Source organism: Xanthomonas arboricola pv. juglandis, assembly GCF_001013475.1.
Classification (GTDB): Bacteria; Pseudomonadota; Gammaproteobacteria; order Xanthomonadales; family Xanthomonadaceae; genus Xanthomonas; species Xanthomonas arboricola.
In genome coordinates this window covers 463,316-476,772 of the sequence record NZ_JZEF01000003.1, presented here as the reverse complement: position 1 = coordinate 476,772, position 13,457 = coordinate 463,316, and the positions used below count along the sequence as shown (strand labels likewise).

General features: G+C 66.0%; 8 protein-coding genes and 1 pseudogene. 5 read left to right on the top strand and 4 right to left on the bottom strand.

Going from position 1 to position 13,457, the window contains the following annotated elements; all coding sequences use genetic code 11:
• Positions 1-35 precede the first annotated feature (35 nt).
• A pseudogene (locus XARJCFBP2528_RS12830) lies at positions 36-377 on the bottom strand (alpha/beta hydrolase); the annotation flags it as partial.
• 109 nt (positions 378-486) lie between these two features.
• A complete protein-coding gene (gene bla / locus XARJCFBP2528_RS12825; protein WP_047124770.1) occupies positions 487-1,380 on the bottom strand; it encodes a class A beta-lactamase in 894 nt (297 codons plus the stop codon).
• A gap of 100 nt (positions 1,381-1,480) precedes the next feature.
• On the opposite strand from bla, the gene ampR reads away from it, so the two are divergent.
• Positions 1,481-2,356 carry a LysR family transcriptional regulator AmpR gene (ampR, locus tag XARJCFBP2528_RS12820; protein WP_016903749.1) on the top strand — a complete coding sequence of 292 codons (876 nt, stop codon included), beginning with the start codon at positions 1,481-1,483 and terminating at the stop codon, positions 2,354-2,356.
• 14 nt (positions 2,357-2,370) lie between these two features.
• Here ampR and XARJCFBP2528_RS12815 read toward each other — a convergent pair whose 3' ends face one another.
• Both XARJCFBP2528_RS12815 and XARJCFBP2528_RS12810 read right to left on the bottom strand, forming a co-directional pair.
• Positions 2,371-2,871, bottom strand: a complete 501-nt coding sequence (locus XARJCFBP2528_RS12815; RefSeq protein ID WP_039812416.1) for a YcxB family protein — start codon at positions 2,869-2,871, stop codon at positions 2,371-2,373.
• Positions 2,872-2,921: 50 nt separating this feature from the next.
• Positions 2,922-4,838 carry an ABC-F family ATP-binding cassette domain-containing protein gene (locus XARJCFBP2528_RS12810; RefSeq protein ID WP_016903748.1) on the bottom strand — a complete coding sequence of 639 codons (1,917 nt, stop codon included), beginning with the start codon at positions 4,836-4,838 and terminating at the stop codon, positions 2,922-2,924.
• 177 nt (positions 4,839-5,015) lie between these two features.
• Here XARJCFBP2528_RS12810 and XARJCFBP2528_RS12805 point away from each other — a divergent pair, with 177 nt between their 5' ends.
• From XARJCFBP2528_RS12805 to XARJCFBP2528_RS12790, 4 genes are all read left to right on the top strand, one after another.
• On the top strand, positions 5,016-7,400 hold the full coding sequence (locus tag XARJCFBP2528_RS12805) for a TonB-dependent receptor plug domain-containing protein (RefSeq protein ID WP_016903747.1): 2,385 nt from the start codon (positions 5,016-5,018) through the stop codon (positions 7,398-7,400).
• 238 nt (positions 7,401-7,638) lie between these two features.
• On the top strand, positions 7,639-8,064 hold the full coding sequence (locus tag XARJCFBP2528_RS12800; protein ID WP_016903746.1) for a VOC family protein: 426 nt from the start codon (positions 7,639-7,641) through the stop codon (positions 8,062-8,064).
• A gap of 274 nt (positions 8,065-8,338) precedes the next feature.
• A complete protein-coding gene (locus tag XARJCFBP2528_RS12795) occupies positions 8,339-10,726 on the top strand; it encodes a TonB-dependent receptor plug domain-containing protein (RefSeq protein WP_024940250.1) in 2,388 nt (795 codons plus the stop codon).
• 313 nt (positions 10,727-11,039) lie between these two features.
• The gene (locus XARJCFBP2528_RS12790) at positions 11,040-13,439 is read left to right on the top strand and encodes a TonB-dependent receptor plug domain-containing protein (protein ID WP_047124769.1); all 2,400 of its coding nucleotides are present in this window, start codon (positions 11,040-11,042) and stop codon (positions 13,437-13,439) included.
• The last annotated feature ends 18 nt before the right edge of the window (positions 13,440-13,457 follow it).

Below are 13,457 nucleotides of genomic sequence, written 5' to 3'. Positions count from 1 at the left end.
GGCTGCGCGATCAGCATGCTTGCGCATGGTCGGGCTCAGTGCGCGTCGGCCGCCTCCAGCATGCCGATCGTCCCCAACCAGGTTTCCACCAGCTGCGGCCATTGCGCGATCGGCAATGCGTCCGCGCGCAGACCGAACGCATGCCCGCCCTCGGCATAGAGATGCATTTTCACGGGTACGCCGGCTTGCTTGAGCGCCACGTAGTAGGCCAGCAATTGACTGACCCCATCCACCGCATCGTCCTCGGCCTGCAGCAAGAAGGTCGGCGGCGTTCGGACAATGACGGTGATATCTGGCCGCAGCGACAGATGCGTAGGATCGCGTGTGGTGCGGTCGTCGTCGTGCGCCCACAGATGGCCCGGATAGACGGCGCTGGCAATGACACCCCCTGATGCGCCCCGTCGTACCTCGAACAGCTGGCAGGAAGCAGCAAGCAGCTTGCGGACTCACACGCGACATAACGCGGGAGGCAGCGGGTCGTCGCGCTCACCCCACGATGCTGTCGCGTACCGCGGCCGCCACTGCCTTCAACGCCGCGTCGCGCGCATCGCTGTCGACGCTGGCGCCATTCAAATACGCGGTGAGCAGCAATGGTGCCTTGCCTGCCGGTGGCCAGATGATGGCGATGTCGTTGCGGGTGTCGCTGCCGTTGCTGCCGGTCTTGTCGCCGATCTTCCAGCCGCGCGGCAGGCCGGCGCGCAGGCAGGTATCGCCGGTGCGGTTGTCGATCATCCAGTCGGTCAATTGCTTGCGCGAGGCCGGTTGCAGCGCGTTGCCGAGCAGCAGGGTGCGCAAGGTGGCGGCCATTGCCGCCGGCGTGGTGGTGTCGCGCGGGTCGCCTTCGGCATAGCGGTTCATCTCCGGCTCGTGGCGGTCGCTGCGGGTGTGCGCATCGCCGATGCCGCGCAGGAAGGCGGTCAGTCCGGCCGGGTTGCCGACCAGCGGAAACAGCAGGTTGGCGGCCGGATTGTCGCTGTAGATCATCGTGGCCCGACAGAGCTCGGCCACGCTCAGCGACCCGCCGACATGGCGCTCGGTGACCGGGGCATGCTCGAGCATGTCGGAGGCACGGATCTTGACCCGTTGCGCCAATGTCAGCTCGCCCCTGTCCACCCGCTGCAGCACCGCCGCAGCCAATACAAATTTGAAGGTGCTGCACATCGGAAAGCGCTCGTCTTCGCGCTGGCCGAGGCGCCTGCCGGTGGCGCTGTCGAGCAGGCTGATGCCCAGGCGGCCGCCAGTGCGGCGTTCGATCTCCGCCCACTGCGCCCGCAGCACATCGTCCAGCGTCATCGCCGGGCTGAGTGCCCATGCAGGTCTGGAGGCCGCAAGCAGCACGCCCGCGCCGGTTGCGTACAGGAATTGTCGACGGTTCAACATGCAGCAACCTCCCGTGGAGAGCGCGCAGTATCGGCGCATGCCGGCCACCGGACTATTGCGATGTTTCGATCCCTGACATGAATTGAACTAATCTCTGCGCATGCCCCGGCCCCGTCTTCCGCTCAATGCCCTGCGCGCCTTCGAGGCCGCCGCGCGCCACCAGAACCTGACCCGCGCCGCCAGCGAACTGTGCGTCAGCCAGGCCGCGCTCAGCCACCAGATCAAGGCGCTGGAGCAGCAACTGAGAACCAGCCTGTTCCACCGCCTGCCGCGCGGCGTGGCGCTTACCGACGAAGGCGCGGCACTGGTGCCGGTGCTCGGCGAGGCCTTCGACCGCATCGCGGCCACCCTGGAGCGCTTTGCCGATGGGCGCTATCGCGAGGTGCTCAGCGTCGGCGTGGTCGGCACCTTCGCCACCGGCTGGCTGCTGCCGCGCGTGGACGCCTTTCATGCGGCGCATCCGGAGATCGAGCTGCGTCTGTCCACCCACAACAACCGGGTCGATCTGGCTGGCGAAGGGCTGGATCTGGCGATCCGTTTCGGCGACGGCGACTGGCAGGGCCAGATCGCCCATGCGCTGATGGAGGCGCCGTTTGCGCCGGTGTGCGCGCCCAGCATGGCGCGGGGCCTGCGCACACCGGCCAATCTGGCCCAGCTGCCGTTATTGCGCTCGTACCGTCTGGACGAATGGCCGCAGTGGTTTCGCGCGGCGGGCGTGGCCGAAGTCGCCGCACTCGGGGCGATGTTCGATTCGTCGTTGACGCTGGCCAGCGCCGCGGCGGCGGGTGCCGGCGTGGCGTTGTTGCCGTTGCCGATGTTTCGCCAGGATCTGGATGCCGGGCGCCTGGTGTGCCCGTTCCCGATCCAGATCGACGCCGGACGCTATTGGCTCACCCGGCTGCGCTCGCGGCCGGAAGGCGATGCCGACGCCCGATTGCGCGACTGGCTGGTAGCCGAGCAGCAGCGCTCCGGTTGAGCAGTTCACCGCGCTCAGCGGCGCGCGGACGCCTCGATCCCCTGCACGGCCAGGCGACGAAACGCCTCGTAGTGCGCCCTGTCGGCGAACCAGTGCGGGGCGAACAGCTCGAACAAGCGGTCGTTGTGATACAGCAGCAGCACCCGCTCGTTCTCGCGGTAGCGGAGGTAATCGGACCAGGGCCGGCGCAGATGCCCGTCCGCCCAGGCGATCTCCAGCCCGGTCTCGTCCCACGCAAAGGTGTAGGTATGCCGCAGCGCGGCCTGCTGCGCGTGCAGGCGTTTGATCTTCCGCGGCAAGCCCCAGACGTGCAACACCACCAGGCCGATCAAGCCGCCGCCTCCGGCACCGATCAGCATCGGGCCGATGATTTCGCCGGCCCCGATCAGTTGCAGCAACCCCGCCCCGATCAACAGCAGGACCACCAGGATCACGATCAACAGCTTGGCCGTCTGTCTGGCATGCAGGCGCTGCGCAGCCAGATGATCTTCCAGACTGATGGTGGCGCTGATCATGTTGCCTACCTCCCTGTGCCCGGCCCCACGCGCATCGTAACGCCTGCGCGTTACGCGCCTTCGATCAACTCCATCCACGCCGCTTCGGCTGTGGCCAGCTGCTGCGCGGTCGCCTCGCGGTCGCGGCCCAGCACCGCCATCTTGTCGTTGTCGGCATAGTTGCCGGGGTTGGCCAGTTCGCGGTCCAGTGCCGCCAGCGCCTCTTCCAGTTCGCCGACGCGCTTTTCCGCGCTGGCCAGCTTGTGCGGGTTGACGGCTTTCTTCGGCGGCAGCGGCTTGGTCGGCGGCGGCGGGGTGGGCGCCACTTCGGCCATCTTCTGCTTGGTGCCTTGCGCGGCCGGGCGGCTGCGCAGCCAGGCGGCGTATTCGTCCAGATCGCCGGCGAACGGCTCGACCACGCCATCGGCCACGCGCCAGAAACTGTCGCAGACCAGGCCGATCAGATGACGGTCATGCGAGACCATCACGATGGCGCCTTCGAAGTCGCTCAGCGCTTCGGCCAGGGCCTCGCGCATCTCCAGGTCCAGATGGTTGGTCGGCTCGTCGAGCAGCAGCACGTTTGGCTGCTGCCAGGCGATCAGCGCCAGCGCCAGGCGCGCGCGCTCGCCGCCGGAGAACCCATCCACCACTTCGAAGGCGCGATCGCCGGCGAAATTCCATTTGCCCAGGAAATCACGGAACGCCTGATTGGAGCCATCCGGCGACAGCTCGCGGAAGTGATCCATCGGCGACTGGCCCTCGTGCAGCGATTCCACCGTGTGCTGGGCGAAGTAGCCGATCCGCAGATCCGGATGCGCACTGCGCTCGCCCGACAGCGGCTGCAGCTCGCCAACCAACGTCTTGACCAGCGTTGACTTACCCGCACCATTCGGCCCCAGCAAACCAATCCGGTCACCCGCCTCCAATCCGAATCCAACATCGTGCAACACGGTAATCGCATCGCTGGACCCCAGCTTTTGCGATTCCCCATTCCCGATTCCCGAATCCCGCGGCGCAGCCGCATACCCGCACGCAGCGTGATTCAGCCGGATCAACGAAAACGGCAACCGATTGGGCTGGGCGAACTGGATGCGGAATTCGCGCTCGGCGCGTACCGCCTCGGTGCCGGCCATCTTGGCCAGGCGCTTCATGCGGCTCTGCGCCTGGGTGGCCTTGCTGGCCTGCGCCTTGAAGCGGTCGATGAAGCTCTGCAGATGCGCGCGCTCGGCCTGCTCCTTGTCGTGGGCGATCTGCTGCTGACGCAGGTGCTCGATGCGCTGGCGCTCGAAATCGGTGTAGCCGCCGACGTACAGCTTGGCGGTGCCGCCGTGCAGATGCAGCGTATGCGTGGCCACGTTGTCGAGGAACTCGCGGTCATGCGAAATCAGCAGCAAGGTGCCCGGGTACTTGAGCAGCCATTGCTCCAGCCACAGCACCGCGTCCATGTCCAGGTGGTTGGTGGGTTCGTCCAGCAGCAGCAGGTCGCTGGGCATCATCAGCGCGCGCGCCAGGTTCAGGCGCACCCGCCAGCCGCCGGAGAACGAGGACACCGCGCGGTGATGGGTGTCGGCCGGGAAGCCCAGGCCGTGCAGCAACTTGCCGGCACGCGCCTCGGCGTCGTAGGCGCCCAGCTCGGCCATCTTCTGGTGCGCGTTGGCGACCGCTTCCCAGTCCTCGCGCGCGGTGGCCGCGGCCTCTTCCTGCAGGATCGCCGAGACCTCGATGTCGCCGCCGAGCACGAACGACAGCGCCGGATCGGGCAGCGACGGGGTTTCCTGCGAGACGCTGGCGGTGCGCACCTTACCGGGCAGGTCGACATCGCCCTTGTCCGCTTCCAGTTCGCCCTTGACCGCAGCGAACAGGCTCGACTTGCCGGTGCCATTACGGCCCACCACACCGACGCGGTAGCCGGCATGCATGGTCAGGTCGACGTTGGACAACAGCAGACGCTCGCCGCGTCGCATGGAGAAGTTGCGCAGGGAAATCATTGATGGACAGTCCGATAGAACGAAAAGGAATGAGCAGATGAGCAGCACTCCTGCGACGCCATTCTAGCGTTAACGAATAATTAGCGCCTTCGGGCTGGCCGTCGTTCCCTTCGCATCGCCGCGACCAGACCCCGCCCAGCCTTGCTGGTCCTGCCTGGACCCCCGTTCGGAGTTGTCATGAATTACCCGTTGTCCACGCTCGCAACCGCCGTCGTTGCGGCGCTGCTCGCCTCCCCCGCCTTCGCCCAGACCGCCACCCCGACCAGCGCGCCCGCCAATACGCTCGATACCGTCATCGTCACCGGCACCCGGGTGTCCGACCGTACCGTGGCCGAGTCGCAGTCGCCGATCGACATCATCAGCGCCGAGTCGCTGCAGGCCACCGGCACCTCGGAGCTGGCCACCGCGCTGGCCCGCGCGCTGCCGTCGCTGAACTTCCCGCGCCCGGCCCTGAGCGACGGCACCAGCGCGATCCGCCCCGCGCAGCTGCGCGGCCTGTCGCCGGACCAGGTGCTGGTGCTGGTCAACGGCAAGCGCCGCCACACCTCCTCGCTGCTCAACCTCAACGGCACCATCGGCCGTGGCGCCGCGGCAGTGGACCTGAACACCATTCCGGTGGCGGCGATCGCGCGCGTGGAAGTGCTGCGCGACGGCGCCTCGGCGCAATACGGCTCCGATGCCATCGCCGGTGTCGTCAACATCGTGCTCAAGGGCGCGGAGAAGGGCGGCAGCCTGCAGGCCGGCTTCGGCCAGTATTCGGCCGGCGACGGCAGCAACTACGAGTTGTCCGGCGACACCGGCGTGGCCTACGGCAACGAGCGCGGCTGGCTGCACGTGGCCGCCCAGCTCAACCAGCAGGACCCCACCGACCGTGCGCGCGGCTATGCCGGCGCACCCAGCGCCTCGCAGCCGGCCGTGGGCCAGAAGGCGTTCAAGATCGGCGACCCGGACGTCAACGCGCAGGCGGTGTCGGCCAATACCGAGTTCGCCTTCAGCGACAGCATCACCGGCTACGCCTTCGCCACCGCCAGCAACCGCGACATCACCTCGTTCGCGTTCTTCCGCGCGCCGGGCAGCAGCCAGAACATCCTGTCGGTGTATCCGCAGGGCTTCCTGCCGGAAATCCAGACCTACGCCAAGGACCGCTCGCTGGTGGCCGGCGTGCGCGGCTCCACCGCCAGTGGCTGGGACTGGGATGCCAGCTACAACTACGGCTACAACAAGATCGATTTCCACACCCGCAACACGCTCAACGTGAGCCTGGGGCCGAGCTCGCCGACCTCCTTCTACGACGGCGCGCTGGAGACCACGCAGAACATCGTCAACCTGGACGTCAAGCGCGGCTTCGACTGGGGCCTGGCGTACCCGGTGACGGTGGCCTTCGGCGCCGAATACCGCAACGAAAAGTGGAACCAGTCGCCAGGCGAAGTGGGCTCGTATTTCCAGGCCGGCACGCTGGCCGGTGGCGCGCAGGGCTTTGGCGGATTCGCGCCCAGCGTGTCCGGGCGGTACTCGCGTGACAGCTACGCACTGTATGCGGACCTGGAAGCCGATTTCACCGACAAGTTCTCCGCCGGCCTGGCCGGGCGCTACGAAGACTTCAACGACTTCGGCAGCCAGGCATCGGGCAAGTTGTCCGGGCGCTATGCGTTCACCGACAAGATCGCGCTGCGCGGCACGGTGGCGTCGGGCTTCCGCGCGCCATCGCTGGCGCAGCAGTATTTCCAGTCCACCAGCACCACCTTCCTGGCCGGCAATCCGAACCCGTTCGAGATCCGCACCTTCCCGGCCGACAGCAACGTGGCGCGCGCGCTGGGCGCAGAGCCGCTGGATGCCGAGACCTCGCTGTCCTACAGCCTGGGCCTGGTGCTGCAGCCGACCGACGCGCTCTACCTCACCGTGGATGCGTACCAGATCGATGTGGACGACCGCATCGTGCTGTCGTCCAACCTCACCGGCACCGGCGTGCGTAACCTGCTCGAAGCGCAGGGCATCTTCGGCATCAACGGCGGGCGCTACTTCACCAATGCGGTGGACACGCGCACGCGCGGCGTGGACGTGGTCGGCAGCTACCGCTGGCAGCTCGCCGCCAGCAGCGTGGACCTGACCGCCGGCTACAACTATTCGGAAACCGAAGTACGCAGCGTCGCCGCCAACCCGGCTGCGTTGTCGACCAACGGGCTGAGCCTGGAGCGCATCGACCGCACCGAACGCGGTCGCATCGAGGAAGGCTTCCCGCGCGACAAGTTCCTGGTCAACGGTAGCTGGAATCTGGAGCACTGGACGCTGGCATTGGGTGCCACGCGCTATGGCAAGTACAGCACGCGTCCGGCCGCGGCGATCAACGACCAGACCTTCGGCGCCAAGTGGGTGGTGGATGCCTCGGCCAGCTACAAGATCGATCGCTGGACGCTGACCCTGGGTGCGGACAATCTGCTGGACGAGTACCCGGACGAGAACAACTTCGCCAACTCCACCAGCGGGCAGTTCCCGTACAGCAATCTGTCGCCGTTCGGCTTCAACGGTGCTTACGTGTACGGCCGCATCAACTATCGCTGGTAATCAAGACAGCGATCCACACTGCTGCGGTGTTGCCACGTGTTGGTTACTGACGCACGCGGCACGGCCGCATCCTGACGCCTGATCACACGCCCCGGCTTGCCCGGGGCGTGTGCGTTTTTGCCCGTTGTCCGTGCGGCGTTTGATGCAGCCATCCAGGCGCGGGCATCGATGCGCCGTGAAGAGCTGCCGGCGGCTGCGGTGGTATCAACACCGCTTCCACCCTGCCGGAGCACCCACCATGGACGCAGCGCAGCTCTCACGTGGCCGCCTGATCGATCACCTGCATCTGGTCGTCCACGACCTGGCGGCGAGCCGACGTTTCTACCAGGCGGTGCTCGATGTGCTGGGCATTCCGATCGGTGGCGAAGGCGATGGATTCTTCTGGGCCGACGAGCTGTTCGTGTCCGATCGCGACACGATGGCGCAAGGCCAACTCACCGGCCGCCACCATCTGGCCTTCCAGGCGCACGACGTGGCCATGGTGCACGCATTCCATCAGGCCGCCCTCGCCCACGGCGGTCGCGACAACGGCGCGCCGGGCGTGCGCCCCTATCACCCGAGCTACTACGCCGCGTTCGTGCTCGACCCGGATGGCAACAACATCGAAGCGGTGTTCCATGGTCCTGCGCAACGCAGTGCCGATGCGGTGCAGATCACGTTCTGATGCAGAAGTTTCATATCTGGTATCGATGTCCATGATGGTGCAGGCAAACGGCTGATACCGCAGGTCTGGTGCAAACAGCGCATCACTTTGGTGCACGATGACAACGATGGCAGTAGCACGTCATACATGACAGTTACTTGCGCAACGTAACCAAAATTTGACATGCGGTTACACGTGGTTAATGGTTGGGAACGCACCGCAGCTGCCGCAACGGACGCGGCCCGGGAGGGGGCCCCCTGCGATGCATCCGTTCCCCACTCGGAGTTGTCACCGCATGAATTGCAAGACCAGTCCACTCGCAGTTGCCGTTGTTCTTGCACTGTCGTTTTCCGCTTCAAACGCGTCCGCGCAGTCACAGGCTCCCACCCAGAAAACGCTCGATACCTTGATCGTGACCGGCACGCGCGTGGCCGATCGCACCGTGGCCGAATCGGCCTCGCCGATCGACATCATCTCGCCACAGGCACTGGAATCGACCGGCACCACCGAGCTGGCTACCGCGCTGTCACGCGCGATCCCCTCGTTGAATTTCCCGCGCCCGGCCATCTCCGACGGCTCGGACGCAGTGCGCCCGGCGCAGTTGCGCGGCCTGTCGCCCGATCAGGTGCTGGTGCTGGTCAACGGCAAGCGCTATCACAGCACCGCGTTGATCAATCTCAACGACACCCAGGGCCGTGGCTCGTCGCCGGCCGATCTCAACACCATTCCGATCGCCGCAGTGGAGCGCATCGAAGTGCTGCGCGACGGCGCATCGGCGCAATACGGTTCGGATGCAATTGCCGGCGTGATCAACATCGTGCTCAAGGGCAGCGGCGAAGGCGGCAGCGTCAATGGCCGCTACGGCAAGTACAGCGCTGGCGACGGCGAGCAGTATCAGCTGTCCGGCGATGCCGGTTTCAGCTTTGCCGGAACCGGCAAGGTGCATCTGGCCGCGCAGGCCGGGCATTCGGACCAGACCAACCGCGCACTGCCATTCCAGGGCCGCGTGGAGCAGCGTTACGGCGATCCGGACATCGACCAGGGCGCGATCTCCTTCAACGGCGAATACAGCCCCACCGATTACCTGACCTTCTACTCGTTCGGCATGGTCAGCCGCCGCGAAGTGCTGTCCAACGGCTACTTCCGCTTTGCCGGCGACAACCGCAACCGCCCGGAAATCTATCCAGACGGCTTCCTGCCGCAGATCTACAACGTCAGCAAGGACGTGTCCTGGGTGGGCGGCTTGAAGACCTCCACCGAAGGCGGCTTGAACATCGACCTGAGCTACAACTACGGCCAGAATAATCTCACCTTCGATGTGCGCAACAGCTTGAACAACAGCCTGGGCCTGGCCAGCCCGACCGACTTCCATGCCGGCACGCTGGAAGTGACCCAGAACGTGCTCAATGCCGACTTCACCAAGACGCTCGACTGGGGCCTGGCGTATCCGGTCACACTGGCCTTCGGTGCGGAATGGCGCGGTGAGAAGTTCAACCAGTCGCCCGGCGACGCGGCGTCCTCGGCCAATGGCGGCATTCCCTCTGCGGCAGGCACACTGATCCCGGGCGCACAGGTGTTCCCCGGCTTCAAACTCTCCGACGCCGGCTACTACAACCGCAACAGCCATTCGGCGTACGTCGACCTGGAAGCGGATCTGACCGAAAAGCTTTCGGCCGGTCTGGCCGGGCGCTACGAGAAGTACAGCGACTTCGGCGATACCGCCACCGGCAAGCTGTCGTTGCGCTACGCGTTCACCGACAAGGTGGCCGTCCGCGCCACCGCCTCCACCGGGTTCCGTGCGCCGTCGTTGCAGCAGCAGAACTTCCAGTCGATCGCCACCCAGTTCCTCAACGTGGCCCAGCCCAATGGCACGGTCACTGCGATCCCGTTCGAGATCGGCACCTTCCGTACCGACAACCCGGCCGCGATCGCACTCGGTGCCGAGCCGTTGAAGGCCGAGGAATCCAAGAACTACGGACTTGGCGTGGTGCTGCAGCCGATCGAAAACCTGTACATCACGGTCGATGCCTACCGCATCGATATCGATGACCGCATCGTGCTGTCGGAAAACCTCACCTCCAATGCGGCGCGCAATTATCTGCAGGCCAATGGCTTCCCGGGCATCGGTGGCGGGCGCTACTTCACCAACGCAGTGGACACCAAGACCCAGGGCGTGGATGCGGTCGGCACCTATCGCTGGAACCTGGACGGCGGCAGCGCGGAGCTGACCTCCGGCTACAACTACAACAAGACCGAAGTGGAACGGGTCGCCGACAACCCGGCAGCGCTGGAAGCGATCGATCCGGGCGCAGTGCGCATCGGCCGCGCCGAACTCGGTCGCATCACCGAAGGCACGCCGCGCGACAAGTTCTTCCTGGGCGGCACCTGGTCGCCGGGCAACTGGTCGTTCACCGGCACCGCCACCCGCTGGGGCGAGTTCAGCACCTTCGGCACCAACGCCGGCAGCGACCAGACCTATGCGGCCAAGTGGACGCTGGACCTGGCTGCGTCCTACAAGTTGAACGACTGGAACTTCACCATCGGCGGCGACAACGTGCTCAACGAGTATCCCGACCGTCAGGAAGCCGGCCTGGGCACGCGCACCTACCTGCCCTACAGCAGCGCCTCGCCGTTCGGTTTCAACGGTGCGCTGGTGTACGCCAACGTGAGTTACAAGTGGTAAATCGCCGCGTGCCGGTCGGCAGCGACCGGCATGTCGATCGCCTCGTCCCGCCTCGCTGAGACGAGGCAGCACGCCCGCAGCATTGCTCGCCCTTTCCGATTGTCGCGAAAGGGCGAGTTCCCCCCTTCTTTCGCAAGGATGCGCCACGCAGCAGACGCTGCGTCGCAGTCTGCTGTCTTGCTGTGCACGTCGCCTTGCCAGCGCACACGCGCTGCGCGCAGGCAACACGGATCACGCAGTCCGCCGTCGTCTTCCCCCGGCAATGCACGCAGCGCATCGCTGCGTCCATCATCCCCTTTGAGCCTTCATTCCCATGCACACCTCCAACGCACTCTCGCTGGCGATCTCGGTCGCACTCACCGTCTGTTCCTTCGCTGCCAGTGCGCAGTCGCAATCGACCCAGCCGCAGAAAACCCTGGACACCCTGATCGTCACCGGTACCCGCGTCAGCGACCGCACGGTGGCCGAATCCGAATCGCCGATCGACATCATCACCGAGCAGTCGCTGCAGGCCACCGGCGCGACCGACATCGCCACCGCGCTGGGCAAGCTGCTGCCGTCGCTGAATTTCCCGCGCCCGGCGATCTCCGACGGCAACGATGCCGCGCGCCCGGCCACGCTGCGCGGCCTGTCGCCGGATGCAGTGCTGGTGCTGGTGGACGGCAAGCGCTATCACACCTCCTCGCTGATCAACTACAACCCGTACGTCGGCCGCGGCTCGGCGCCGGCCGACCTGAACTCGCTGCCGATGTCGGCCATCGCGCGCATCGAAGTGCTGCGTGACGGCGCCTCGGCCCAGTACGGCTCCGATGCGATCGCCGGCGTGGTCAATATCGTGCTCAAGCATGGCGCCGATGCCGGCAGCAACAGCGTGTCGGTCAATGGCGGCATCATGGACAAGGGCGATGGCGAGCAGAACGGCATCGACGGCTCGGTCGGCCTGCCGTTCGGCGGCAGCGGCGGCGACACCGCGCCGGGCTGGGTGCGGCTGTCCTGGAACTACCAGAACACCATGAGCACCAACCGCGGCGAGAACACCAACCGCGCCACCACCGTCCCGGGCACGCCCAATCCGGGCGGTGTGCCCTACCAGCGCCACGGCGACCCGGCCTCCACGTTCTATCAGGGGCTGGCCGCATTCGGCTACGCGTTCTCGCCCAACCTGGAGCTGTACGGCCACCTCAGCATGAGCCGTCGCGAGGTCACCTCCAACGGCTATTACCGCGCTGCCGACAACACCGCGCGCAATGTGCAGGCGATCTACCCGAACGGCTTCCTGCCGCAGATCTACAACCCCACCAACGACCGCTCGGCGGTGCTGGGTTTGAAGGGCAGCACCGAGAGCGAATGGAATTGGGACGTGTCGGCCACCTATGGCAAGAACGACATGACCTTCAACATCCTCAACAGCATCAACACCAACCTGTACTACACCACCGGCAGCTCGCCGACTAATTTCAATTCCGGTGGCTTCGAAACCGAACAGGGCACGATCAACCTGGACGTCAACAAGTCCTTCGACTGGGGCCTGGCGTATCCGGTCAATGTGGCCTTCGGTGCCGAGCATCGCCAGGACCGCTACCAGATCACCGCCGGTTCGCCGGAGTCGTACTTCTTCGACCCCAATACCATCAATCCCGACGACGGCGCGCCGTATCCGGGCGGCGCGCAGGTGTTCTCCGGCCTGGAGCCGACGGTGGCCGGCAAGTTCGGACGCCACAGCAATGCGGTCTACGCCAACCTGGAAGCGGACATCACCGACAAGCTGTCCGGCGGCATCGCCGGGCGTTATGAAAACTACAGCGATGCCGGCTCCACGCGCTCGGGCAAGCTGTCGGCACGCTACGCCTTCAGCGACACCTTCTCGCTGCGCGGCACCATCTCCAACGGCTTCCGCGCACCGTCGCTGGCCCAGCAGAACTACGCCTCGGTGGTGACGCTGATCCAGGACGGCGAGCTGGTGCAGGTGGGCACTTACCGCACCTCCGATCCGGTTGCCGTGGCGCTGGGCGCCGGCCCGCTGAGCCCGGAGAAATCCACCAACTACGGCCTGGGCGCTGTGTGGCAGCCGACCGCCAACTTCACTTCCAGCCTGGACGTCTACCAGATCCGCATCTGGGACCAGATCCTGTATTCGGACCAGCTGCAGCTGGCGCAGCCGATCGGCCAGGTGGCCGCGGTGCAGTTCTTCGTCAACGGCGCCACCAGCCGCACCCGTGGCGTGGACTGGATCAACAGCTATCTCGCCGACCTGGGCAGCTACGGCAAGCTCAATCTCAGTGCCAGCGCCAACTACAACAAGACCACGATCCTGGAACTGTCCAACCCCAACTTCGGGCGCGCCAGCCAGGGCCTGCTCACCGACGCCACCCCGCGCACCAAGTACATGGCGGCGGCGGACTGGACGCTGGGCGGCTTTGCGCTGAACTTCAACGCCACCCGCTACGGATCGATCAAGCGCATCAGCGACCCGGCCGATGGCAGCCAGGACCAGACCTATGACGCGCGCTGGTTGTTGAACCTGGCCGCCAGCCAGACCTGGAACGCGTTCACCTTCACCGTGGGCGCGGACAACCTCACCAATCAGTATCCGACCAAGGCGCAGCTGACCACCGCCTACGACGACCGCGCCGGCGGCCTGCAGTATTCGTCGCTGTCGCCGTTCGGCTTCAACGGCCGCTACTGGTACGGGCGGGTCACCTACCGGTTCTGACCGGCGGGTTCGAGCGGA